Source organism: Prauserella endophytica (assembly GCF_005146945.1).
In the GTDB taxonomy this organism is placed as follows: domain Bacteria; phylum Actinomycetota; class Actinomycetes; order Mycobacteriales; family Pseudonocardiaceae; genus Prauserella_A; species Prauserella_A endophytica.
The window spans coordinates 141669-166133 of record NZ_SWMS01000016.1; the positions used below are offsets into that span (position 1 = coordinate 141669).

Sequence of the window (24465 nt, forward strand, 5' to 3'; positions counted from 1 at the left end):
GAACTCCTAGGGGTGCTGGCTGGACACGGAGACGGTCTCGCCGGTGAGGTAGCTGGCGTAGTCGCTGGCGAGGAAGACCATGACGTTGGCGACCTCCCACGGCTGAGCGGCGCGCCCGAAAGCCTCACGCCGCTCGAGCTGCTCGAGCAGCTCGTCGCTGGTGACCTTGGCGAGGAACGGATGCATCGCGAGGCTCGGGGCGACGGCGTTGACGCGGATCCCGTGCTCTGCGGCGTCGATCGCGGCACATCGCGTGAGCGCCATGACGCCCGCCTTGGCCGCCGCGTAGTGCGCCTGACCCGCCTGTGCGCGCCAGCCCACCACCGACGCGTTGTTGACGATCACGCCACCGCCGCCCTGCTGGACGAACCGGCGCAGTGCCGCTCTGGTGCAGCGGAACGTGCCGCCCAGCGTCACGTCCAGCACCCGAGACCACTCCTCGTCGGTCATGTCCAGAATGGACTTCGTGCCGCCGAGCCCGGCGTTGTTCACCAGCACGTCGATCCGTCCGAACTGGTCGCAAGAACCGTCCACGAGGGACTGGACCTGCGCTTCGTCGGTGACGTCGCAGGGGATCGCGTGCACCTTGCCGAGCTCGGCCAGCTCGGCGGCCGTGGCGGCGAGCCGCCGTTCGTGCCAGTCGCTCACGACCACGGACGCGCCCTCCTCGAGCGCGCGCCGCGCGACGGCGGAGCCGATGCCGGTGCCCGCGGCGGCCGTGACCACCACGACCTTGCCCGCCAGCAGATCCCGGCCCGGTGGGTACTCGGGTATCACGCGCGCGCCTCCTTCGGCAGGCCGAGCACGCGCTCGGCGATGATGTTGCGCTCGATCTCGTCGGAGCCGCCGTAGATGGTGTCGGCGCGGGAGAACAGGAACAACCGCTGCCACTCGTCGGGCTCGCCGTCGTGGGTCAGCGACCGCGCGCCCCGCGCGCGCATGGCCAGCTCGCCGAGGCGGCGGTGCCACTGCGCCCACAGCAGCTTGCCCACGGCCACCTCGGGACCCGCCTCATCGCCGAGCGTGCGCAGCGCGTGGGCGCGCAGCACGCGCAGGCCGATCCACGCGCGCGTGAGGTCCGCCCGCAGCACGGGGTCGTCGATCGTGCCCGTGCGCCTGGCCTGCTCGATCACGCCCTCCAGCTCGCGCCGGAAGCCGATCTGCTGGCCGAGCGTGGACACGCCGCGTTCGAAGCCCAGAGTCGCCATCGCGACGCGCCAGCCGTCGCCGGGCTCGCCCACCACCATCGACGCGGGTGTGCGCGCGCCGTCGAAGAACACCTCGTTGAACTCCGAGGTCCCGGTGAGCTGCCGGATGGGCCGTACGGTGACGCCGTCCTGCCGCAGCGGCACGAGCAGGTACGACAGCCCCGCGTGCCGCCGCGAGCCCGGTTCGGTCCGGGCCAGCACGAAGCACCAGTCGGCGACGTGGGCGAGGGAGGTCCAGATCTTCTGCCCGCTCACCACCCACGTGTCGCCGTCGAGCCGAGCCGACGTCGACACCGCCGCCAGGTCCGAGCCCGCGCCCGGCTCGGAGTAGCCCTGGCACCACAGTTCCTCGACGGCCACGATCTTCGGCAGGAACCGCTGCCGCTGCTCGGGCGTACCGAGTGCGATGAGCGTTGGCCCGAGCAGCTGTTCGCCGAGGTGGCCGACGCGCGCGGGGGCGCCGGAGGCCGCGTACTCCTCGTGGAAGATCACCTGCTCCTCGAGGCTCAGCCCGCGCCCGCCGAACTCGCGCGGCCAGCCGACGCACGTCCAGCCGGACGCGGCGAGGTGCCGTTCCCAGGCCAGGCGCAGGTCGAACGCCTCGTGCTCGCGGCCGGGGCCGCCGAGCCCGCGCAGCCCGGCGAACTCGCCGGTGAGGTTCTCGGCCAGCCAGTCCGCCACCTCACGGCGGAACAGCTCGTGGTCCTTCACCCTCACCTCCTGCTACGGTTCACTGGCATAATGAGAACACGTTCTAGATTTCGCGTCCAGTGAGGGAGCGAGATGGCAGAGACGCACATCGCGCGGTCGATCCCCGGTGCGGTCAGGGCTGCGGCGCAGCTGTTCGGATCCCGTGAGGCCGTGGTGGACGGCGACGTGCGGTTGACGTTCGCCGAACTTCTAGAACATGTTCGAATGCTGGCGCGAGTGTTCGCCGCCGGAGGTGTCCGGGCGGGCGACCGCGTGGCGATCAACTCGCCCAACACCCACCACTGGATCGTGGCCGCGCTCGGCGCCCACTACGCGGGCGCGACGCTCGTACCCGTCAACACCCGGTTCACCGGGGCCGAGACGGTCGACCTGCTGCGCCGCAGCCGCGCCCGTGCGCTGGTGGTCGCGGGCGACTTCCTCGGCACCGACCGGCTCGCCGGGATCCGCGAGGCCTCCGGGGAGGAGGGCCTGCCCGACCTCGGCACGGTCATCCGCGTCCCGGTGCCCGGCCCGCTCGCCCCGGCCGAGGGAGTCCTCGACTGGCCCGACCTGCCCGACGTGGCCGAGCGCGTGCCGCTGACCAAGGTCGAGGCGCGTGCCGACGCGGTGTCGCCGAACGACGTGAGCGACATCCTCTTCACCTCGGGCACCACGGGCCGCAGCAAGGGCGTGCAGTCCGCACACCGGCAGGCGCTCGCCGTGGCACAGGCGTGGGCCGAGTGCGGCGAGGTGACCGAGACCGACCGCTACCTCGTGGTGAACCCCTTCTTCCACAGCTTCGGCTACAAGGCCGGCATCCTCGTCAGCCTGCTCACCGGGGCGACGCTGCTACCGCAGGCCGTGTTCGACACGGGGTCGCTGCTCGACCTCGTCGAGGCGGAGCGGGTGTCGGTGCTGCCCGGCGCGCCGACGATCTTCCAGAGCCTGCTGCCCGAGGCGCCGGGCCGGGACCTCTCGTCCCTGCGGCTCGCGGTCACCGGAGCCGCCACGGTGCCGGTGACGCTCGTCGAGCGCATGCGCGACGAACTCGGCTTCCGCACCGTGCTCACCGCGTACGGGCTCACCGAGGCCGTGGTGGCCACGATGTGCAGGCCCGGCGACGACCCGGACACCGTGGCGCGCACATCGGGCCGGGCCACCGCGGGGTTCGAGATCGCGATCGCCGGATCCGGTGAGATCCTGCTGCGCGGCCCGAACGTGATGCTCGGCTACCTCGGCGACCCCGACGCCACGGCACAGGCGATCGACGCCGACGGCTGGCTGCACACGGGCGACGTCGGCGCGCTCGACGCCGACGGAAACCTGACGATCACCGACCGGCTCAAGGACATGTACATCTGCGGCGGTTTCAACGTCTACCCGGCCGAGGTCGAGCAGGCGCTCCGGCAGCTCGACGGCGTCGAGGACATCGCCGTCGTCGGCGTGCCGGACGGGCGGCTCGGCGAGGTGGGCAGGGCCTTCGTCGTCTCCGGCGGGCAGCTCACCGAGGACGACGTGCTCGCGTTCTGCCGGGAACGCCTCGCCAACTACAAGCGGCCCCGCTCGGTGGAGTTCGTACCCGAGCTGCCGCGCAACGCCTCGGGCAAGGTGCTGAAACGCCTGCTGGGTAAGGAGGACGCATGACGGACGTGGTCCGCTACGAGCGCCGCGACGGGGTGGCGCTCGTGACGATGAACCGCCCCGAGTACCGCAACGCGCAGAACTCGGCGATGACCTACGCGCTCGACGACGCGTTCACGCGCGCGGTTGACGACCCCGACGTGACGGTGATCGTCCTCGCGGGCGAGGGCAAGCACTTCTCGGCGGGCCACGACATCGGCTCTCCCGGCCGGGATGCCGACGAGTCCTTCGACCGCAGGGCGGTGGTGTGGTGGGACCACACCACCCGCGAGGGCGGCGACCGGCGGTTCGCCCGCGAGTCCGAGGTGTACCTGGGCATGTGCCGCCGGTGGCGGGAGATCCCCAAGCCGATGATCGCGTCGGTGCAGGGCGCGTGCATCGCGGGCGGGCTCATGCTCGCCTGGGTGTGCGACCTCATCGTGGCCGCCGACGACGCGTTCTTCGCCGATCCGGTGGTGCGCATGGGAATCCCCGGAGTCGAGTACTTCGCGCACCCGTGGGTGCTCGGGCCGAGGGCGGCCAAGGAGGTGTTGTTCACCGGCGAGCGCTTCGATGTCCACCAGGCGAAGGAGTGGGGCATGGTGAGCCGGGTGGTGCCGCGCGCGGAGCTGGGGCAGCGCACGCTGGAGCTGGCCGGGAAGATCGCCGCGATGCCGTCGTTCGGGCTGGCGCTGGCGAAGAAGGCGGTGAACCAGGCCGAGGACCTGATGGGCCTGCGGTCCGGAATGGACTCGGTTTTCGGCCTGCACCACTTCGCGCACGCCCACAACGCGGAGACCTCGGCCGACTCGCTCGGCGGGCAGACGGCGCGGTCGATGCGGGACGGGAACGGGGCCCGCTAGTGGACCTCGACATCGACGAGGCGTCTGCGGCCTTCCGAGACGAGGTGCGGGAGTGGCTCGCCGAGCACGTGCCGCGGCCCGCACTGTCCTCGATGGACACCGCGGAGGGCTTCGCCCAGCACCGCGAGTGGGAGGCGAAGCTCGCGGACGCGCGCCTGTCCGTGGTGTCGTGGCCGCGCGAGTACACGGGCCGCGACGCGTCCCTGCTGCAGTGGCTGCTGTTCGAGGAGGAGTACTACGCGGCCGGCGCGCCCGGCCGGGTCGGACAGAACGGGATCTTCATGCTCGCCCCCACGTTGTTCGCCCACGGCACCCAGGAGCAGCGCGACCGGATCCTGCCGCCCATGGCCCGCGGCGAGCAGGTGTGGGCGCAGGCGTGGTCGGAGCCAGAGGCCGGCAGCGACATCGCCGCGCTGCGCAGCCGGGCGGTGCGCACCGACGGCGGCTGGCTGGCCTCGGGCGCGAAGACGTGGAGCTCGCGGGCCGCTTTCGCCGACCGGGCCTTCGGGCTGTTCCGCAGCGATCCGGAGTCGCAGCGGCATCGCGGGCTCACCTACCTCATGTTCGACCTGCGCGCCGAGGGTGTGACGGTGCGGCCGATCCCGCAGCTCGACGGCGAGCCGGGGTTCGCGGAGATCTTCCTGGACAACGTGCTCGTGCCCGACACCGACGTGATCGGCGAGCCCGGCGAGGGCTGGCGGGTGGCGATGACCACGGCCAACAACGAGCGCGGCCTGTCGCTGCGCAGCCCCGGCCGCTTTCTCGCCGCCGCGGACCGGCTCGTGACGCTGTGGCGGGAGCAGGGCGAGCCCGCGGCCGTCGCGGAGCGGGTCGCCGACGCGTGGATCGGCGCGCGGGCCTACCAGCTCTACACGTACGGCACGGTCACCAGGCTCGCCGAGGGCGGCGGCCTCGGCCCGGAGTCCAGCGTCAACAAGCTGTTCTGGTCACACCTCGACGTCGCGCTGCACGAGACCGCGCTCGACCTGCTCGGTCCCGAGGGCGAGGTCGCCGGGCCGTGGACCGACGGCTACCTGTTCTCACTCGCGGGCCCGATCTACGGCGGCACCGACCAGATCCAGCGCAACACGATCGCCGAACGCCTGCTCGGCCTGCCGAGGGAGGCCCGATGAGATTCGCCCCCACCGCGGAGCAGAAGCAGTTCGCCGAGAGCCTGCACGACCTGCTGGCCGGAGCAGACACGCCCGCTGCCGTCCGCGAGTGGGGCGAGGGCAGACATGAGCCCGGCCTCAAGATCTGGCGCGACCTGGCCGACCTCGGCGTGCCCGCACTGCTCGTGCCTGAGCGCGACGGCGGGCTCGGTGCCTCGGCCGCCGACCTGGTGGTGGCGTTCGAGGTGCTCGGCTACCACGCCGTGCCGGGGCCGCTCGTCGAGTCGGTCGCGGTGGCGCCGCGCCTCGCGCCGCGGGAGTCGCTGCCCGCGCTCGCCTCCGGCGAACTGCTCGCCACCGTGGCCTCGCCGCCGCTCGTGCCGTACGCGCTCGACGCCGATGTCGCGGGGCTCGTGCTGCGCGTGCGCGACGGCGGCGTGGAGCGGGCCCGCAGCGTGGCGGGACCCGTGCGGTCGGTGGACGCCGCCCGGCGGCTGTTCCGGGTGCGAGCTGGCGAGGCGCTCGGAGACGCACCCGGGGAGGCGTTCGAGCTGGGCCTGCTCGCCGTGTCCGCGCAGCTCGCCGGCGCCGGGCGGTGGCTGCTGGAGCAGGCGAGCGCGTACGCCAGGCAGCGCGAACAGTACGGCAGGGCCATCGGCTCGTTCCAGGCCGTGAAACACCTGCTCGCCGACGTGGCGACGCGGCTGGAGCTCGCGCGGCCGCTCGTGCACGGCGCCGCGGTCACCATGACCGCGTGCGACGTGTCCGCCGCCAAGGTCGCGGCGGGCGAGGCCGCCTACCTTGCCGCCCGCACGGCACTGCAGGTGCACGGCGCCATCGGCTACACCGCCGAGCACGACCTGGGCCTGTGGCTCACCCGGGTGCGGGCGCTGACCGGGGCGTGGGGTGGCGCGGCCTGGCATCGGGCGCGCGTGCTCGCCGGGCTGGATGTGCGCGATGGATGAGACGACGGCGCTGCGGGAGGCCGTGCGCGGACTGCTCGCCAAACGCTCCGAGCCGAGGACAGCCGTGGAGACCCGGCTCGGCTACGACCACGAGCTGTGGTCGGTACTGACCGGGCAGATCGGCGTCGCGGCACTGGCCGTGCCCGAGCGCTACGGCGGCGTCGGCGCGACGCTCGCCGAGTCGTGCGTCGTGCTCCACGAGCTCGGCCGCACATTGACACCGTGCCCGCTGTTCGGCTCCGCCGTGCTCGCGGCACAGGCGCTGCTCGCGACGGGCGACACCGACGCGTGCGCGCGGCTGCTGCCCGGCATCGCGGAGGGCAGCCGCATCGCCGCGCTCGCCTGGAGCGGGCCGGAGGGCAACTGGTCTCCCGAACAGCCCGCCGTGCAGGCCGACGGCTCCACCCTCACCGGAACGGCCTCCTACGTGCTCGACGGGGATCTCGCCGACGTGCTGCTCGTCGCAGCCCGCACGGGCGAGGGAACCGGACTGTTCGAGGTGGACACCGCCGCCGCCAGGGTGCGGCGTGAGCACACCCCGTCGCTGGACCCCGCCCGCAGGCTTGCCACCGTGGACCTCGCCGGAGTGCCAGCCCGCCGCCTTGACCGGGGTGACTACACGCCGTGCCTGCGACACGTCCGGGATGTCGCTCTCGTCGCGCTCGCCGCGGAACAGGCCGGGGCGGCGGAGCGGGCGCTTGAGGCCACCGTCGAGTACAGCCTGCAACGGCACCAGTTCGGCAGGCCCATCGGCGGGTTCCAGGCGCTCAAGCACCGCATGGCAGACGCGTTCGTCCGGTTGGAGGAGGCGCGGTCGGCCGTGCACGCGGCCGTGCGCTCCGCCGTCGACGACGCCGCGGAGCTGCCGCTGGACGCCGCGGTCGCGAAGGTCGTCTGCTCGGAGGCCCTGCGGCACATCGCCGCCGAGATGATCCAGTTGCACGGCGGCATCGCCATCACCTGGGAGCACGACGCGCACCTGTATTTCCGGAGGGCGCACGGCAGCGCGCAGCTTTTCGGCGATCCCGATGCGCACGTCGCGGCGCTCGCGGTTTGCGGCGTTCCGGGTGGCGGTGTGTGATGCTGGCGGAATGACCGACGAGCTGACGCCCGTGGCGGGCCCTGGAGAACCCGAGGGGCTGGCCGGCGTCCTGAGCAAGATCGCCCGGTCGCTCGAGCCGGAACCCGACGTCGAGCGCACCGTCGAGCAGATCGTGGCGGCAACGGCACTGACCGTGCCCGGGGCGGAGCAGGCAGGGATCTCCTTCGTCGAACGCGGCGAGATGCGGTCCGTGGCACCCTCCAACGACCTGGTCGCCAAGCTCGACCAGTGGCAGCACGAGTTGCGTGAGGGGCCGTGCGTCGACGCGATCCTCGACGGCCCCGTCTACCGCACCGGCGACCTCGTGCGGGACGACCGCTGGCCGAGGTTCGCCGAGCGCGCCACGCGCGCAGGCATCCGTTCGATGCTGTGCTTCCGTCTCTTCACCAGCAAGACCGTGATCGGAGCGCTGAACCTTTACTCGTCGGTGCCGGGCGCGTTCGACGCGGAGGCCGAGCGTGTCGGCGAGCTGTTCGCCGCGCACGCCGCGATCGCGCTCGCCGGGTCGCGCGGGCTCGAACAGCTGCAGAACGCCCTGCGCACGCGCGACGTCATCGGCATGGCCAAGGGCATCCTCATGCAGCGCCACGGCGTGGGCCCCGACCGCGCGTTCGAGCTGCTCGTCCAGGCCTCACAGCACGCGAACATCAAACTCCGCGACGCCGCCGAATGGCTGGTCAACGAAAGCTCCAGCGGCCGCTGACCCGTTCCCGCAACTGCAGCCTCAGCCGCAGCGAAGGTCACCTTCACCGCGTGGAATCAGGCGTAGCGGCGCGCAGCGTCTCCGGTTGGGTCGTGGTGGGAGGCGGGTGAACGCAGGCATGGTGGCCTTCACTGCGTTGAACGCAGGCATGGTGGCCTTCACTGCGGGGGCTGGTGCTGAACCTCAGCCTCGGTCGGGGCTCAGGTGGGCGCTCACGGGCACTACGAGCGGGGTGCCCGCGACCGGGTCTGGCAGCACCTTCGCGTCGAGGTCGAACACGTCGGACAGCAGCTGCTCGGACAGCACCTCCGAGGGCGGGCCCTGCGCGACGATCCGGCCCTCCCGCATGGCCACGAGCGTGTCGGCGTAGCGCGCCGCGAGGTTGAGGTCGTGCAGCACCATGACCACCGTGGTGCCGCGCTCGGTGTGCAGCCGGTGCACGAGGTCGAGCACGTCCACCTGGTGGGCCAGGTCGAGGTAGGTGATCGGCTCGTCGAGCAGCAGCAGCGAGGTGTCCTGCGCGAGCGTCATCGAGATCCACGCGCGCTGGCGCTGCCCACCGGAAAGCTCGTCGACCACGCGCTCCGCGTGGACGTCCATGCCCGTCAGCGACAGCGCGCGCGACACGGCCTCCTCGTCTCCGGCCGACCACTGCCGGTACCACCGCTGGTGCGGCTGGCGGCCTCGCGACACCAGGTCGGCGACGGTGAGCCCCTCGGGCGCGCTCGGCGCCTGTGGCAGCAGCCCGACGACCGTCGCGACCTCCTTGGTCGGCAGCCGGTCGATGCGCTTGCCGTCGAGCAGCACGGCACCCGAGCGCGGCGCGAGCAGCCTGCCCAGTGCGCGCAGCAGCGTGGACTTGCCGCAGCCGTTGGGCCCGATGATCACCGTGATGGAGCCGTCGACCACGTCGAGGTCGAGATCGTCGACCACCACGCGGTCGCCGTAGCCGAGCCGAACTCCCTCGGCCCGTAGCCGTACCTCGGTCACGCGCGAACCCCTTTGCGAGAGCGGACGAACAGGTAGATCAGGTACGGCGCGCCGAGCACCGAGGTCAGCACGCCGACGGGCAGGTCGGGGGCGAACGTCCGCAGCGCGAGGTCGGCTCCGACGGTGAGCAGCGCGCCCAGCACCATCGAGCCGACGAGCGGCGGGCGAGGGGTGCGGGCCAGCCGCAGGGCGATCTGCGGGCTCGCCAGCGCGACGAACGTGATCGGGCCGGCCGCGGCGGTCGCCACGGCGGCGAGCCCCGCGGCGAGCAGCAGCAGCGTGCCCCGCGCGGCGTCCACGCGGATGCCGAGCCCGCGTGCCGTGTCGTCGCCGAACTGCAGGCCGCCCATCGTGTGCGCGCAGACGAGCGTCGCCGGGACGAGCACGGCGAGCGCGATCGCGACGGGGCCGATGGACTCCCAGCCGACGCCGGCGAGGTTGCCGACGAGCCACGTCGTCGCGCGCGTGGCGTCGTCGACGTCGCCGACCGTGAGCAGCCAGTACACGGCGTTGTAGCCGATCGCGGACAGACCGATGCCGATGAGCACCATGCGGTGGCCGTCGATGCCGCGCCGCCACGACAGCGCGTAGAGCAGCAGCCCGGCCACCAGCCCCGCCCCGAGGGCTGCGAGCGGCACGCCCAGCTCGGCCACCACGCCGCTGACCTGCCCCCGGGTCCCGCCCGCGACGATCAGCGCGACCGCGCCGACGCCCGCACCCCACGTGATGCCGAGGATGTCGGGGCTGGCCAGCGGGTTGCGCGCGATCGTCTGGAAGACCGCGCCCGCGAGCCCGAAGGCCGCGCCGACGAGCACGCCGGCGAGCGTGCGCGGCAGCCGCAGGTCGAAGATGATCCCGTTCTCGCGGCGGTCGCCGCCGCCGAGCAACGTGCGCAGCACGTCGAGGACCTCGAGGTGCGCGCTGCCCTTGCCGATGTTGAGCGCCGCGACCAGGACGAGCAGCGCGGCGCCGGCCAAGGGCACGAGCACGATCCTCGGCCGGAACGTCCAGGCGAGCGGGCCCAGCCGCAGCGCCTTGCGGCCGGGCGCCGCCGCGACATCATGGACGACGTCATGAACGGTTTTCACAGTCGTGCCAGGCCTTTCCTCCGCACCAGCGCGATGAACATCGGCGCGCCCACGATCGCGAGCATGATGCCCACCTCGAGGCTGTCGCCGGTGAGGACCCGTCCGAGGACGTCGGCGGTGAGCACGAGGATCGCCCCGATGAGGCCCGCGAACGGCACCAGCCAGCGGTAGTCGGGGCCGGTGATCGCCCTGGCCACATGCGGCACGATCAGCCCGACGAACGCGATCGGTCCGCATGCCGACACGGCAGCGCCCACCAGCAGCGTGATGGCGAGGACACCGAGGATGCGGGTCCGGCGGATGTCGCGGCCCAGCGCCGTCGCCACGTCGTCACCCAGCGAGAGCGCGTTGAGCCCCGGAGTGTTGGCGAGCGCGAGCAGCACGCCCACCAGCAGGAACGGCGCGATCTGCCCTGCCACGGCGAAGTCCCGGCCCGCGATCGAGCCGACGTGCCAGAACCGGTATGTCTCCATGCCCTGCCGGTCGCCGAGCACGATCGCCGAGATGAGGCCGTAGAGCAGGGCGCTCACCGCGGCACCCGCGAGTGCGAGCGTCACCGGCGTCGAGCCGCGCCCGCCGGTCGCGCCGAGCAGGAACACCACCACCGCGGCGAGCAGCGCACCCGCGAAGCCGAACCAGATGAGGCCGTGGATGCCCTGGATGCCGAACACCACCGCGGCGAGCACGATCGCGAACGCCGCGCCCTGGTTGACGCCGAGCAGGCCGGGATCGGCGATGGGGTTGCGCGTGTGGCCCTGCATGAGTGCTCCGCCGACGCCGAGCGCGATCCCGGCGAGGATGCCGATCAGCGTGCGCGGGCCGCGCAGGGACCGGACGATGATGTCGTACTCGGATCCGGTTGGACTGGTGAGCGCGTGCCACACCGCGTCGAGCGGCACGGGGTGTGCCCCGAAGACGAAGCTCAGCGCGGACACCACGGCGAGCAGCACGATGAGCACGGCCAGTCCGGCGATCCGGCGCCTTCGGGTGCGACCGCCGCCGTCGCGCACGGTGGCGGGCCGTGTCGCGAGGGGCGTTGCCATGACGGCTCCTTGTCATCCACGTTACGAAGTCTTTTGCCCGGCGCCTCTGTCATCTATGGTCCAGTGGCCGTTAGGAGAGCCTAACCGAACGTGAAAGGTGTCCGATGATTCGCCTGTCCCGACCGTGGCGCGCCGCCTTCGTCGCCGGCGCAGCCGCCTGCCTCGCGCTGACGGCGTGCTCACCCAGCAACGAGGAGCCTTCCGAGCAGGGCGCGCAGTCCGCCGAGCAGGGCGGCTTCCCGCGCACCGTCAAGCACGCCATGGGCGAGGCGACGATCGAGGGCCGGCCGCAGACGGTCGCGGCGCTCGACTCCAGCTACGTCGATGCCGCACTCGCACTGGAGACGAAGGTCGTCGCGTACACCAAGTACCCGTCCTACGACGCCCTGCCGGACTACCTCGGGGACGACGCTCAGTACGGCAAGGACGCGAAGATGATCGGTGAGCTGTCGAGCCCCGATGTCGAGCAGCTCTACGACATCGCGCCGGACCTCATCGTCTCGGCCAAGATCCGGCACGAGGAGATCTACAACGAACTGTCCAATGTGGCGACGACGATCTTCAGCGAAACCACGGGCGCCACGTGGAAGGACAACATCCGCCTGCTGGCGAAGGCACTCGGCAAGGAGGCGCTCGCCGAGCAGAAGATCGGCGCCTACGAGGACCGCGCGAAGCAGATCGGCGACGCCATCAAGGCCAAGCTCGGCCGCACGCCGACGTACTCGCTCGTGCGCTTCATCGAGGGCGAGCCCACGGTGCGCCTCTACGGCAGCGAGTCCTTCCCCGGCATCGTGATGTCGGACGTCGGCCTCGCGCGGCCGAAGGGCCAGCCGGACGCGGAGGGGCAGATCGCGACCGACCTCAGCCAGGAGAACATCGGTCAGCTCGACGCCGACAACGTCTACGTCTCCTCCTACGCCGACGCGACGCAGGAGGCGGCCGACCCGAAGGCGCAGTTCCAGTCGAACCCGCTGTGGGGCACGCTGAAGGGCAAGATCGCCGACGTCAACGACGACACGTGGTACACGTCGGTGAGCCTGCAGGGCGCCCACGCCATGCTCGACGACATCGCGAAGCAGTACGGGGTCGACCCGGCCAGGGCCTGATCCCCACCTACCCCTTCTGCAGTGAAGGCCACCCTGCCTGCGTTCAACGCAGTGATGGTGGCCTTCACTGCAGCCGGCTACCGCGCGTTGAAGGTGTCCGGGTCGGGGCCGGTGCGCTCGCCGCGGTCGAGCCTGTCCAGCGCGGCGACGTCGCCGTCGTCGAGCGAGAAGCCGAACAGGTCGAGGTTCTCGCGCATGCGTGACGGCGTCACCGATTTCGGGATGATCACGTTGCCGAGCTGGAGGTGCCAGCGCAGCACGACCTGCGCGGGCGTGCGGCCGTGCTTCTCGGCCAGCGCCGTCACCGCCGGGTCGGTGAGCAGGTCGCCGCCCTTGGCAAGCGGGCTCCACGCCTCGGTGACGATCCCGTGCTCGGCGTCGTAGGCGCTCGCCTCACGCTGCCGCAGGTATGGGTGCAGCTCGATCTGGTTCACCGAGGGCACCACGTCGGACTCGCGGGCGAGCCGCTCGAGGTGGTGCGGCTGGAAGTTCGACACGCCGATGGCCTTGGCCCTGCCCTCGGCGTAAATCCTCTCGAACGCGCGCCACGTGTCGACGTAGCGGTCGAACTCCGGCACCGGCCAGTGGATCAGGTACAGGTCGACGTAGTCCGTGCCGAGCTCGCGCAGGCTGTTGTCGAACGCGCGCAGCGTCTCGTCGTAGCCCTGGTCGCTGTTCCACAGCTTCGTGGTGATGAACAGCTCCTCGCGGGAGACACCCGACTGGGCCACCGCCTTCCCGACGCCCGCCTCGTTGCGGTAGGCAGCCGCGGTGTCGATGCTGCGGTACCCGGCCTCCAGAGCGGAGGTCACGGCCGCCGCCGTCTCGTCGACGGGCACCTGGAAGACGCCGAAGCCGACCTGTGGCATCCGGACACCGTTGTTGAGGGTCACTGCGGGGACGTCGGTCATCGCTCGTCAGCTCCTTTCGATCACACGCTCGCCTTCGAGTGTCCCGGAGCCTGCCCGCGGGGTCAGCACGGGTCTGGGTGACGCGCGTTGCGCCGCCTGCGCCCGGCGCCGGTCGGCGAGCCGGTGCACGATCCCCGTGGCCACCGCTGCGGACAGCAGCACCGCCGCGCTGGCGAGGAGCAGGCCGGGCCAGTCGCCGAGCCCGGGACCACCCGGCTCCCTCCCGGCCCCCGCGACGACGATCGCGGTCGCCGCGAGGAGCAACACCAGTGCGGCGACCGCACGGCCAGGCCGGTAGCCGTAGCCGGCGAGCCCCCGCTGCAGCCAGCTCCACAGCCGGACCACGAAGCCGAACAACAGCAGGTCGTCCGCCAGCGCGGCGTAGCGGTACTGGTGTTTGCGGGCGAGCACCGTGCGCGCCCTGCTCTCCTCACCGCTCGTGCGCAGTGCCGCCGCGAGCTGGTCGTAGGGGCCGGACTGGTGGAACGCCATCGCGCGGCGCAGCAGGCCGGCGCCCTCGTCGCCGCGCAGCGTGTCCGGCACGCTGATCATGTCGTACCGGAAGTCGACCAGGCCGATGCCCGCCGTGGCCTGCCACAGCGTCGGCGCGGCGCTGAGCAGCCGGCAACGCGCGCGGCGCAGGTTGACCGTGCCGGTGCGGATCTCGGCCGGCCACAGGACGAACTCGGAGCCCGTGCTGCCGCACGCGTCGAAGGCGACCCACGGCGCGGTGCCGACGTCGAGCACCGCACCCGTGAGATCGGCCCGCCTCGTCACGGCCGCGCCGTCGATGGTCACGCCGCCGTCCGCGCTGAAGGGCCGGTCATCGAGGGCCGTGAGGAGCAGATCGCCGCCGACCCGGGCCGAGCGCAGGTCCACCGACCAGTGGGCGTGCCGCGGATCGGTGAGCAGCGTGCCGCTGAGGTCAAGGTCGCCGCCCGTCGTGAATCCCGGCAGCAGCGCCGTGCCCGCGATCCGCGCGCCGGTGAGCTGGAGGTCTCCGGACACCCTGCCGCGCGCGGCCGACAGCACGTCGTGACCGGGGGCGACGAGGATCGCGCCCGGCAGCCTGGCCTCGCCCGCGACGCATGCGCCCGTGGCGCGCGCCTGCCCGAGCACGGCGAGCCGCGGCGCGTCGACGTCGCCGCCGACGTGGAGCCTGCACGCCTCGACGATGGGCTCGTCGGGCCTGCCCTTGCCCAGGCGGGTGTGGCGCAGGAGCAGGTCACCGCCCACGTGCGCGCCGGTCAGCGAGAGCGTGCCGCCGATGCGGGCGGCGGAGGCGTCGAGGTCGCCGCCGGTGCGCAGCCCGCAGAGGCCTACCTCTCCGATGACGTCCAGCCGCTGTGCCGAGACCGAGCCGGTGACCGCGAGCCGGTCGGCACGCAAGGCTTGGGCGTCCGGGTGCTGGAGGCGGCTGCCGGTCAGCACCAGCGAACCGCCCACCCAGGCGTCGGCGAGGTCCACCGCCGCGTCGTCGAGGTCATCCGCGGCGACCTCGCAGCCGAGCAGGCGGATGTCGCCGCGCACGCGCGCGTTGCGGGCACGCAGCCCGGGCAGCGAACAGTGCTCGAAGGCAAGGCCGGGCAGCTCCGCGTCGCGCAGGTCCGGCGGCTCATCGAACCGGCAGCGCGTGAACCGCAGCAGGTGGGCGAGCCGGCACGCCCGCAGGTCGAGCGCGCCGGTGACGTGGGCGTCGCGGATCTCCACGACGGGCGTGCCGTCGCCGACGGAGCGCACGCGGCAGCGGACCTCGGCGGCGGCCACCTCCGACCGCGTCGGGGGACCGGGCGCGGTACCCGGCTCGAACGGCATGCGCCACCCCCTCCGCTCGTGACTCCCTCCCTCAAGGGGACCTCACGGTGCGACGGGCCGCAAGCGCGCTGGGTAACCGTGAATGAACGGCGGAAGGTGGGGAAACCCCCGGGGCATGAGTGCGAAGAGGACCAAAGCGGGCGGCGAGTACGGCCAGCGGGCGCACCGCCCCGGCGAGATCCCGGCGCGCGGCTGGTGGCAGGTACTGCGCAGGGGCATGAAGGAGGGCAAAGAGGACAACCTCTCGGTCCTCGCGGCGGGGGTGGCCTTCTTCGGGTTCCTCGCGTTGTTCCCCGCACTGATCGCCGCGCTCACCCTTTACGGCCTCGTGGCGGACCCGCAGCAGATCGCGGACCAGACGCGGCGGATCACCGACGCGCTGCCGGGCTCGGCGGGGCAGCTGATCGGTGAGCAGCTCACCGCGGCGGCGAACGCGGGCGGAGGAGCCCTCACCATCGGGCTCGTGATCGCGCTGCTCGCGGCGCTGTGGAGTGCGTCGAGCGGCGTGAGCAACCTGATGACCGCCGTCAACGTGGCCTACGGCGAGGAGGAGACACGCGGCTTCGTCAAACTGCGCGCGATCGCGCTCGTGCTCACGCTCGGCGTGATCGCCTTTGCGCTGCTGACGCTCGCGCTGGTGGCCGTGGTGCCCGCCGTGTTCAGCGCGCTGGACCTCGGCCTGGCCGGCCGCATCGGTGGTGAGGTGGTGCGCTGGCTCCTGCTCATCGGGCTGTTCACGGTCTCGCTGGCCGTGCTGTACCGCATCGCGCCGGACCGGGCGGCGCCGCGCTGGCGCTGGGTGAGCACCGGCGCGGGGCTGGCGACCGTGCTGTGGATCATCGCGAGCGTCGGCTTCAGCCTCTACATCAGCTTCTTCGGCAACTACAACAAGACCTACGGCGCGCTGGCCGGTGTGGTGGTGCTGATGCTGTGGCTCTATCTCACCAGTTACCTCGTGCTGCTCGGCGCGGAGATCAACGCCGAGGCCGAGCGGCAGACCGCCGTCGACACCACCACCGGCGACCCGCTGCCGGCCGGTGAGCGGGACGCCGTCAGCGCCGACACCCAGGCCCGCGAGGCCAGGGGGCGGGGCCGGGTGGCGCAGCCAACCGGACCGAGGCCGCACGGAGCCTGATGCCCCCGCGAGTCGTGCGTTCGGGCTCGCGATTCGTGCGCTGACCGCCGGATCGCTTGGGGACGAGCAGGGAGCAAGGGAGCTTTACTCCCGGAAAACGGTAGTAAAGCTCCCTTGCTCCCTTCGTCGTCGCCGGCCGGACACGTGATGCTGAACGACAGACGAACCCGGGGTTTTCAGCAGGTGAACTATAATCGGCCGAATTCTGTCCGCTCGAGCCCGGGATTTGCTGCTGTGCCAAAAGATTCGCACCCGCCGTCGTTGCACTGGCGAGGAGAGCCGACCCGCGGTGAGGCCGAGGCCGTCCTCGCGGCGCTCGAACCCGTGACCGCGAGCAGGTACGAACTGTCAGTGGGTCCCCGGCGCGTGCGTACGGTGACCTACCTCGACACCGTGGACTGGCGGCTGCGCGGCAAGGGCCTCGTGGCGAGTCACGAACGGGCGTCAGGCCCCGGCACGTTGACGATCGACGGCGACGGCGTCTCTGGAACGACGCGCCTGACCGAACTGCCGCAGTGGCCTGCTCGCGTCGAGCAACTGCCCGAAGGCGAGGCACGCGACGGCATGGCCTCGGCCATGTGGGTGCGCGCGGTCGGACCCGTTCTGCGCAGCCGCGCCGTCACTCGCGAGGTCGCGGTGCTCGACGACGAGGGCAAGACCGTTGTGCGGCTCGACTGGGCCGAGGTGACCGGCATCGACCCCGTCGCCACACCGCCGCTCGTGCGAGTCTCCCTGTGGCCCGTGCTCGGCTACGGCCGCGACGCCAAGCGCGTGCGGAAGGCGTTGCGCGCCGCCGAAGGGTTCGCGGACGTCGACGGTGACCTCTACGACGGCCTGCTGACCGCCGCGGGCATCGTGCCCGAGGAGGCGGCCGCACCCGCGATCACGCGCGAGATGCCCGCTGACGTCGCGATCGCCACCGCGTTGCACGGCTTCGCCGGGGTGATCGCGGTGAACGTCAACGGCGTGCTCGACGACATCGACACCGAGTTCCTGCACGACCTGCGCGTCGCCGTGCGCAGGACGCGGTCACTGCTCAAGCTCGCGGGTGACGTGCTGCCGCCCCGCCTCGTCGCCCGCTACGAGCCCGACTTCAAGTGGCTCGGCGACATCACCACGCCCACGCGCGATCTCGACGTCTACCTGCTGGAGTTCGACGCGCTGACGGCCATGCTCGTCGCGGGAGAGCCGGACGACCTCGCGCCGTTCGGCGAACTCCTGCGAGCGGAACGGGAGAAGGCGCGGCGAACGCTCGCACGGGCCCTGCGCTCACAGCGGTTCACCCGGCTGATCGAGGGCTGGCAGGCGGCGCTCGCGGAGATCATCGACCGGGAGCGCTCCGAAGCCGAGCTCTCGGCGGAAGCCCTTGCGGGGCAACGAGTTCGGCGCATGGTGAAGAAGGTCGTCCGGCGCGCGAGGTCGATCACGCCGGAATCGCCCTCCGAGTCGGTGCACGACCTGCGCAAGCGCTGCAAGGAGCTGCGATACCTCCTCGAGGTGGTCAAGCCGGTGTGCGACGAGGCCGCCCACCGCGCGGTGATCAAGGACCTCAAGAAGGTGCAGGACATCCTTGGGGCGTTCCAGGACGGCGAGGTGCAGAGCGAATCGCTGCGGGGCTTCGCCGAGCGCCTGCAGGCAGGAAACCGCCGCCCGCCCGCGGCGACACTGCTCGCGATGGGGGAGCTGTCGGCGGGCTTCGTCGACATGCAACTGCGCGCGCGGCACGACCTGACGGAGGCGCTGGAACGCTTCCTCGGCCCCGCCACCCACGAGCGCATCAAGGCGCTGCTGCCGTGAAGGTCGTCGCCTCGTACAACGTGAAAGGCGGGGTGGGCAAGACGACCGCGGCCGTCAACCTCGCCTACCTCGCGTCGGCACGAGGCAGGCGCACACTCATCTGGGACCTCGACCCGCAGGGCGCGGCGACGTACCTGTTCCGCGTCAAGCCGAAGGTCAAGGGTGGCAGCGCGAAGCTCGTAGGCGGCGCGCGGCCGGTCGAGGCCGCGCTGAAGGGCACCGACTTCCACGGTCTCGACCTGCTGCCCGCCGACTTCACCTACCGCAACATGGACCTCGACCTCGCGCGATCGCACCGCAAGGCCGGCAAGGCCGCCCGTGCGCTGGCGCGCCTGCTGCGTGACCTGGCGGACGACTACGACGTCGTGTTCCTCGACACGCCGCCGAGCTTGTCGCTTGTGTCGGAGAACGTTTTGCGCGCGGCCGATCTCGTGCTGGTGCCGATCATCCCGACGGTCCTGGCCCTGCGCACGTTCGACCAGCTCGCGGAGTTCGTCGACACGCTCGACCGCGACCGGCCCCGCCTGCACGCATTCTTCTCGATGGCCGACCGGCGCAAGGCGCTGCACCGCGAGATCATCGCGGACCTGCCTCGACGGCGGGAGGGCGTCAGCCCGACGGCGATCCCCGCGCTGTCGGTGATCGAGCAGATGGCGGTGCGGCGTGCGCCGTTGCCCGCCTACGCGCCGAACAGCCCGGCCGCCCGTGCGTTCGAGTCGCTGTGGAGCGAGATCGCGGAGCTGCTGCCAGCCTAAACTGGTGCGGTGACCGATGAGGGCGAGTTGATCGCCGGGCGGTACCGGCTGCTGTCGCGGATCGGCCGTGGCGGCATGGGAGTGGTCTGGCACGCCCGCGACGAACGCCTCGACCGCGAGGTTGCCGTCAAGGAGTTGCTGCTCGACACCGGCGACAGCGCTCAGGCCGCTGAGCAGGCCATGCGCCGCGCCACGCGCGAGGGCCGGGTCGCGGCGAGGCTGCGGCATCCCCACGCGATCATGGTCCACGACGTCGTCGAGCATGCGGGAAAACCGTGCCTGATCATGGAGTTCCTGCCGTCGAAGAGCCTCGCGACGGTGCTCGCCGAGCGCGGTCCGCTCCCGGCCGGCGAGGTCGCGCGAATCGGTGAGCAGGTGGCCTCCGCGCTGGCCGCCGCGCACGCGGAGGGCATCGTGCACCGGGACGTCAAGCCCGGCAATGTCTTGCTGGCCGACGACGGCACCGCCAAGATCGCCGACTTCGGCATCTCGCGCGCGGTGGGCGAGGCGACGGTGACCGGTGCCGGGCTCATCGCGGGCACGCCTGCGTACCTTTCGCCCGAGGTGGCCGCCGGCGGTGAGGCTTCGCCCGCCTCGGACGTGTTCTCCCTGGGGGCCACCCTCTATGCGGCGGTGGAAGGGGCGCCGCCGTTCGGTGACGACGAGAACCCGATCGCGTTGCTACGGCGGGTCGCGAGTGGTGAGCTCGTGGCGCCCCGGCGGGCGGGGCCGTTGACCGATGTGCTACTGCGGTTGCTGGCCGGGGAGGCCGGTGAGCGGCCGACAATGGTGCGGGCGCGGGAGGCCCTCACCGCGGTGTCGGAGGGCCGGCCCGTTGAGCTGCCACCGCCTCGTCGTCCGACGCTGTTGTCGCCGGCGCCCCGAGTGCGCAGGCGCACCGTCGTGGTCGGCATCGGCACCGCGGCCTTGCTCATTGCCGGGGTGTTGATCGGGGTGTTGATCAGTTCGCCGGGGGAGCCGTCGGCGGAGGGTGATCAGCCGCCGGTGATCGGCTCGACGTCCGAACGTCCTGATTCTGGTTGTGTCGCACGGTACGCCGTGACCAACTCTTGGCCAGGTGGATATCAGGGTGAGGTGATCGTGCGCAACGACGGTGAGGAGCGGCTGACGGGCTGGGTCGTTCGCTGGAAGCTTCCTGCGGGGCACACGGTGGATGAGGTGTGGAACGGTTCGTTGTCCCGCGCGGGTTCCACGGTGACTGTGCGCAGTGCTGATTGGAATTCCGTTGTGCGCGTGGGTGATTCGGTGAGCTTCGGCTTCCTCGGGGCGGTTGAGGCGGGCGAGGGAGCTGTGCCTGAGCTGGTTTGCTTGCCTGACTAGGGTTTCCTTTTTCGAAGGCGTCCTTCGCTCCACGGTCCGCTCACGTTGACTGTCCACTAGCGACAGTCTTGCGCGGAACGTGGCAGGCCCGCCGGATTCACCCGATCGGCTCCAGGTAGTGCCCTACCCGAGCTGGTAGTCTGGGCGCATGGGGGAAATCGAACGAATACTTCAGCTTGAACGGCAGCGGGCGAGACTCGAAGCCTTGCAGTACCAAGCCATCGCCATCATGACCGAAGGTCGTGACGACGTTGCGGAGGAGCTCGCCCTCGCGTTGGCCGTCACTGTCCACAAGGCACGGAGAATGGTCGAGCTGGCTACCACGATCACCAGCCGGCTGCCGCTCACCTTCGCCGCTATGAAACGTGGGGAGATCGACTCCGTGAAGGCCGCTGCCGTCGCGGAGCCGACGGCGTGGCTCACCGACGACAAGGCTCGGCAGGTCGATCTCCTTGTCGCTGAACGGATCGAGGGCAAGAATCCCGGACAGTTGCGGCGGGCCGTGGGGCGTCTGGTGCATCGCGTCGACCCTGATGGTGCCGCTGCGCGGGCCGAGGCTCGGCGACGGGAACGTAAGGTCGAGCTGTTGCCTGGGTGCGACAGTATGTCCAGGCTCGTCGCCGATCTGCCCGCCGAGGTGGCCTCGGCCGCTTATGGGCGGGTGGATCGGCTAGCTCGGCGACTTCGCGGCGGGGACGAGAGCCGTACCCTCGACCAGCTTCGCGCTGACGTGCTCGCCGACCTGATTCTCGGTACGCCCGGTGAGGGCGGGGCGAAGGCGGAGATCTTCGTGTATCTCGATGCCAAGACGCTCGCCGGAGCCGACGACCAGCCTGCCGAACTCGCCGGGTACGGGCCGATTCCCGCGTGGCTGGCGCGGCAGATCGCCCATGACCCCGGCTCCACCTGGCGCCGTATCGTCATCGACCCGCTCGACGGACGGCCGATCGACGTGGGGCGGCAACGCTACCGGCCGCCCGCGGTCACCGACCGGTACGTGCGGGTGCGGGATCGGGAATGCCGGTTCCCGGGCTGTCACCGTCCCGCGCAGCTCGGCGACAACGACCACCACACACCCTGGGGCCACCACGGCCACACCGACACCGGCCAGCTCGTCAACTACTGCCGCCGACATCATCGCTTGAAGGACAAACCCAGCTGGCACTACGAACTCGCGACCGACACCGGCACGCTGACCGTCACCACGCCGGGCGGGCGGCGATATCGCAGCGCGCCGCGTGCGGTGTTCGATCATGCCCCGATAGGGTGATCGTCGAGGGGGCGCCGGACGCATACTAGGAGAGCGCATGTCGCAGAACGATCCCGATCGCGTGCCAGAGGGTGTCGACCTCGACCGCCCGAATCCCGCGCGGATCTACGACTGGTATCTCGGGGGTACCACCAACTGGGCCATCGACCGTGAGTTCGGGGCGAAGGCCGTCGAAACGTTCCCGATGGTGCGGACGTTGGCGAGAGTGGGCCGGGAGTTTCTCGGCCGGGGAGTGCAGTTCATCGCGAAGCAGGGCGTCACCCAGTTCCTCGATCTGGGCTCTGGAGTGCCGACGGTGGGCAACGTGCACGAGATCGCCGACTCGGTGAACGCGGACAGCCGGTGTGTCTACGTCGACAACGAGCCCGTCGCGGTCGCGCACTCGCGCGTTCTGCTGGAGCGCGAGGGCGACCCGACGCGGCATGCGGTGCTGCACGGCGACCTGCGGAAGGTCGAGGACATCTGGGAGCGCGCGATGGACACGGGCGTGCTCAACCCGACGCAGCCGATCGGACTGATCATGTCCGGGGTGCTGTACTTCTTCGGGCCCGACGACGACCCGCACGGCATCGTGGCGCGGTATCGCGACCTGCTGCCCTCCGGCTCGTACCTGCTGGCCTCCCACATGACGGTGGACGGTGTGCCGGAGGAGGGCGAGGTGAAGCGCGAGGAGGTCCGCAAGCAGTACGAGCGGTCCAGCTCGCAGCTGTTCGTCCGCAGCAAGGCGGAGGTCACGCGCTTCTTCGACGGCTTCGAGCTGGTCGAGCCCGGTGTGGTGTGGATCCCGGAGTGGCGGCCGGACGAGCGGCCCTCGCCGGCGACCGAGGAGTACCGGAACAACCCGGCCGCGAGCAGCGCGTTCGCCGCTCTGGGCAAGAAGGCCTGAGTCCGATGCCTACTGGGCTCGTCGGGAGAGGGCTCGCCACCGCGTCCCGCCCGGCTTAGACTTCGACACCTACGCGTCTCTCCGGGAACACGGGTCGCGCGCGAGTGCAGCCGGGAGGTGATGCGCGTGTCTTCCTCACCCGCCGAACCGCCCTCCCCGGAAGCCGCACACGTGCGGTTGCTCCTCGTCGAGGACCACTCCATGGTGGCCATGGCGCTGGGCTCGGCCTTCGAGTCCGTCGACGACATCGAGCTCGTCGGCCACGTGGCGTCCATCAAGCAGGCGGTCGCCGCGACCGAGCGCGAGCGTCCCGACGTGGTGCTGCTCGATCGCAGGCTGCCGGATGGCGACGGGATCGACGCGATCGCCACCCTGCGTGACCGGTCCCCGGACAGCCGGGTGCTGGTTTTCACCGGTGTCGCCGACCGGCAGGTCGCGGACCGCGTCGCCGAGGCGGGGGGCGCCGGGCTGTTGCTGAAAGCCGGGCTGCTGGAGGACCTCCTCGACACGATTCGACGGGTGGCCGCCGGGCAGCAGGTCTTCGACGTCGACTCGCCAGAGCGGCCGGGAGGCCGATAGCCGCACTGGTGTGAAGGAAGAGGCGCAGATGGCTCAGCGATCGCCCGGACAGGCCCAGCCGGCCAGGGACAAGGTGGCACACGACAACGAGCGGCTCCAGCAACTGCTGGACGGCCTCAAGGCTGTGCGCGACGGCGACTTCAGCACCCGGCTGCCGCAGGTCGGCGACGTACTGCTCGACGAGATCTCGACCGTGTTCAACGGCATGGTCGACCAGCTCTCCCTGTTCACCTCGGAGGTCACGCGCGTCGCCCGCGAGGTCGGCACGGACGGCAAGCTCGGCGGCCAGGCGGCGATCCCGGGCGTCTCCGGCACGTGGAAGGACCTGACCGAGTCCGTCAACGCGATGGCCAGCAACCTCACCGCGCAGGTGCGTGACATCGCCGGCGTCGCCACCGCCGTCGCCAACGGTGACCTCTCGCAGAAGATCACCGTGCAGGTCAAGGGTGAGCTGCTGGAGCTGAAGAACACGATCAACACGATGGTGGATCAGCTGTCGTCGTTCGCGGATGAGGTGACGCGGGTTGCGCGTGAGGTCGGCAGCGAAGGTGCTCTCGGCGGGCAGGCCCAGGTGCACGGCGTGGCCGGGACGTGGCGGGATCTGACGACGTCGGTGAACTTCATGGCGGGCAACCTGACCGCTCAGGTCCGCTCCATCGCCGAGGTGACCACCGCGGTGGCGCGGGGTGATCTTTCGCAGAAGATCACGGTGGATGCCCGGGGCGAGATTCTGGAGTTGAAGAACACGATCAACACGATGGTGGATCAGCTGTCGTCGTTCGCGGATGAGGTGACGCGGGTTGCGCGGGAGGTCGGTACGGAGGGCCGGCTGGGTGGTCAGGCGGATGTGAAGGGTGTGTCGGGTACGTGGAAGGGCCTGACGGAGTCGGTGAACGTGATGGCCGACAACCTGACCGACCAGGTCCGCTCCATCGCCCAGGTCGCCACCGCCGTCGCGCGCGGTGACCTCTCCCAGAGGATCATGGTCGAGGCCAAGGGTGAGGTCGCGGCGCTGGCACAGACCATCAACACGATGGTCGACACGCTCTCCGCGTTCGCCGACGAGGTGACGCGCGTGGCGCGCGAGGTCGGCACCGAGGGCATCCTCGGCGGCCAGGCCAGGGTGGCGAACGTGGCCGGCACGTGGAAGGACCTCACCGACAACGTCAACTCGATGGCGAACAACCTGACCGGCCAGGTCCGCTCGATCGCCCAGGTGACCACCGCGGTGGCGCGAGGCGACCTCTCGCAGAAGATCGACGTCGACGCCCGTGGTGAGATCCTTGAGCTGAAGACGACCATCAACACCATGGTCGACACGCTGTCGTCCTTCGCCGCCGAGGTCACCCGCGTGGCCCGTGAGGTCGGCAAGGAGGGGCAGCTGGGCGGCCAGGCCGAGGTGGAGGGCGTCTCGGGCGGCACTGTCATGATTTCCGTGTAAGCCACGGATGATGTGTTTCTTATCTTAGTGGAGTGGTATGCGGTT

Annotated in this window: 21 protein-coding genes and 1 pseudogene; 15 read left to right on the plus strand and 7 right to left on the minus strand. The window is 71.2% G+C overall.

What is annotated here, in order from left to right; translation table 11 throughout:
* Positions 1-6: 6 nt before the first annotated feature.
* Positions 7-777 (minus strand): SDR family oxidoreductase, encoded by a 771-nt coding sequence (locus tag FCN18_RS26090; protein ID WP_112273123.1) that lies wholly within the window; start codon positions 775-777, stop codon positions 7-9.
* Complete coding sequence (locus tag FCN18_RS26095) at positions 774-1919, minus strand: acyl-CoA dehydrogenase family protein (protein WP_170200600.1); 1146 nt, start codon at positions 1917-1919, stop codon at positions 774-776. Before FCN18_RS26095 ends, FCN18_RS26090 begins: the two co-directional genes overlap by 4 nt.
* Before the next feature lie 72 nt (positions 1920-1991).
* Here FCN18_RS26095 and FCN18_RS26100 point away from each other — a divergent pair, with 72 nt between their 5' ends.
* Genes FCN18_RS26100 through FCN18_RS26125 form a run of 6 tightly spaced genes read left to right on the plus strand, consistent with a single transcriptional unit; the run spans position 1992 to position 8263 of the window.
* Positions 1992-3542, plus strand: a complete 1551-nt coding sequence (locus FCN18_RS26100) for a FadD3 family acyl-CoA ligase (protein ID WP_137096343.1) — start codon at positions 1992-1994, stop codon at positions 3540-3542.
* Entirely contained in the window at positions 3539-4381 is an 843-nt protein-coding gene (locus FCN18_RS26105; RefSeq protein WP_137096344.1) for an enoyl-CoA hydratase, read from the plus strand. The genes FCN18_RS26100 and FCN18_RS26105 overlap by 4 nt, the downstream gene beginning before the upstream one ends.
* The gene (locus tag FCN18_RS26110; protein ID WP_137096345.1) at positions 4381-5514 is read left to right on the plus strand and encodes an acyl-CoA dehydrogenase family protein; all 1134 of its coding nucleotides are present in this window, start codon (positions 4381-4383) and stop codon (positions 5512-5514) included. Before FCN18_RS26105 ends, FCN18_RS26110 begins: the two co-directional genes overlap by 1 nt.
* A complete protein-coding gene (locus FCN18_RS26115; protein ID WP_112273119.1) occupies positions 5511-6458 on the plus strand; it encodes an acyl-CoA dehydrogenase family protein in 948 nt (315 codons plus the stop codon). The genes FCN18_RS26110 and FCN18_RS26115 overlap by 4 nt, the downstream gene beginning before the upstream one ends.
* Entirely contained in the window at positions 6451-7539 is a 1089-nt protein-coding gene (locus FCN18_RS26120) for an acyl-CoA dehydrogenase family protein (protein ID WP_137096346.1), read from the plus strand. Before FCN18_RS26115 ends, FCN18_RS26120 begins: the two co-directional genes overlap by 8 nt.
* A 10-nt stretch (positions 7540-7549) precedes the next feature.
* A complete protein-coding gene (locus FCN18_RS26125; RefSeq protein ID WP_137096347.1) occupies positions 7550-8263 on the plus strand; it encodes a GAF and ANTAR domain-containing protein in 714 nt (237 codons plus the stop codon).
* A 183-nt stretch (positions 8264-8446) separates the two neighbouring features.
* On the opposite strand, the gene FCN18_RS26130 is transcribed toward FCN18_RS26125, so the two are convergent.
* From FCN18_RS26130 to FCN18_RS26140, 3 genes are read right to left on the minus strand one after another with little or no spacing between them, the layout of a single operon-like run.
* Positions 8447-9253: an ABC transporter ATP-binding protein gene (locus FCN18_RS26130; protein ID WP_112273116.1), complete on the minus strand. Its 807-nt coding sequence runs from the start codon at positions 9251-9253 to the stop codon at positions 8447-8449.
* On the minus strand, positions 9250-10341 hold the full coding sequence (locus tag FCN18_RS26135) for a FecCD family ABC transporter permease (protein WP_228714134.1): 1092 nt from the start codon (positions 10339-10341) through the stop codon (positions 9250-9252). The genes FCN18_RS26130 and FCN18_RS26135 overlap by 4 nt, the downstream gene beginning before the upstream one ends.
* Positions 10338-11384 carry a FecCD family ABC transporter permease gene (locus FCN18_RS26140; protein WP_137096348.1) on the minus strand — a complete coding sequence of 349 codons (1047 nt, stop codon included), beginning with the start codon at positions 11382-11384 and terminating at the stop codon, positions 10338-10340. The genes FCN18_RS26135 and FCN18_RS26140 overlap by 4 nt, the downstream gene beginning before the upstream one ends.
* Positions 11385-11488: 104 nt before the next feature.
* Here FCN18_RS26140 and FCN18_RS26145 point away from each other — a divergent pair, with 104 nt between their 5' ends.
* A complete protein-coding gene (locus FCN18_RS26145; RefSeq protein WP_112273112.1) occupies positions 11489-12490 on the plus strand; it encodes an ABC transporter substrate-binding protein in 1002 nt (333 codons plus the stop codon).
* Between the two features lie 77 nt (positions 12491-12567).
* Here the strand turns inward: FCN18_RS26145 and FCN18_RS26150 are convergent, their stop codons facing one another.
* Together FCN18_RS26150 and FCN18_RS26155 are read right to left on the minus strand one after the other, a co-directional pair.
* Positions 12568-13401: an aldo/keto reductase gene (locus FCN18_RS26150; protein WP_112273110.1), complete on the minus strand. Its 834-nt coding sequence runs from the start codon at positions 13399-13401 to the stop codon at positions 12568-12570.
* Positions 13402-13407: 6 nt separating this feature from the next.
* Positions 13408-15216 (minus strand): pentapeptide repeat-containing protein, encoded by a 1809-nt coding sequence (locus tag FCN18_RS26155; protein WP_137096349.1) that lies wholly within the window; start codon positions 15214-15216, stop codon positions 13408-13410.
* Positions 15217-15331: 115 nt separating this feature from the next.
* Between FCN18_RS26155 and FCN18_RS26160 the strand changes: the two genes are divergently transcribed.
* From FCN18_RS26160 to FCN18_RS26195, 8 genes and pseudogenes are all read left to right on the plus strand, one after another.
* Complete coding sequence (locus FCN18_RS26160; RefSeq protein ID WP_137096350.1) at positions 15332-16351, plus strand: YihY/virulence factor BrkB family protein; 1020 nt, start codon at positions 15332-15334, stop codon at positions 16349-16351.
* Positions 16352-16585: 234 nt separating this feature from the next.
* Positions 16586-18148, plus strand: coding sequence for a CHAD domain-containing protein (locus tag FCN18_RS26165; protein WP_158303182.1), 1563 nt, complete (start codon positions 16586-16588; stop codon positions 18146-18148).
* Positions 18145-18903, plus strand: a complete 759-nt coding sequence (locus FCN18_RS26170) for a ParA family protein (protein WP_137096352.1) — start codon at positions 18145-18147, stop codon at positions 18901-18903. The genes FCN18_RS26165 and FCN18_RS26170 overlap by 4 nt, the downstream gene beginning before the upstream one ends.
* Before the next feature lie 9 nt (positions 18904-18912).
* Positions 18913-20244 carry a protein kinase domain-containing protein gene (locus FCN18_RS26175; RefSeq protein ID WP_137096353.1) on the plus strand — a complete coding sequence of 444 codons (1332 nt, stop codon included), beginning with the start codon at positions 18913-18915 and terminating at the stop codon, positions 20242-20244.
* Between the two features lie 148 nt (positions 20245-20392).
* Positions 20393-21514, plus strand: coding sequence for an HNH endonuclease signature motif containing protein (locus FCN18_RS26180; protein ID WP_137096354.1), 1122 nt, complete (start codon positions 20393-20395; stop codon positions 21512-21514).
* A 37-nt stretch (positions 21515-21551) separates the two neighbouring features.
* Positions 21552-22400, plus strand: coding sequence for an SAM-dependent methyltransferase (locus FCN18_RS26185; protein ID WP_113644131.1), 849 nt, complete (start codon positions 21552-21554; stop codon positions 22398-22400).
* Positions 22401-22526: 126 nt separating this feature from the next.
* Positions 22527-22979 carry a response regulator gene (locus FCN18_RS26190; RefSeq protein WP_228714135.1) on the plus strand — a complete coding sequence of 151 codons (453 nt, stop codon included), beginning with the start codon at positions 22527-22529 and terminating at the stop codon, positions 22977-22979.
* Positions 22980-23007: 28 nt separating this feature from the next.
* Positions 23008-24396 (plus strand): annotated as a pseudogene (locus FCN18_RS26195) (HAMP domain-containing protein); the annotation flags it as partial.
* Positions 24397-24465 lie beyond the last annotated feature (69 nt).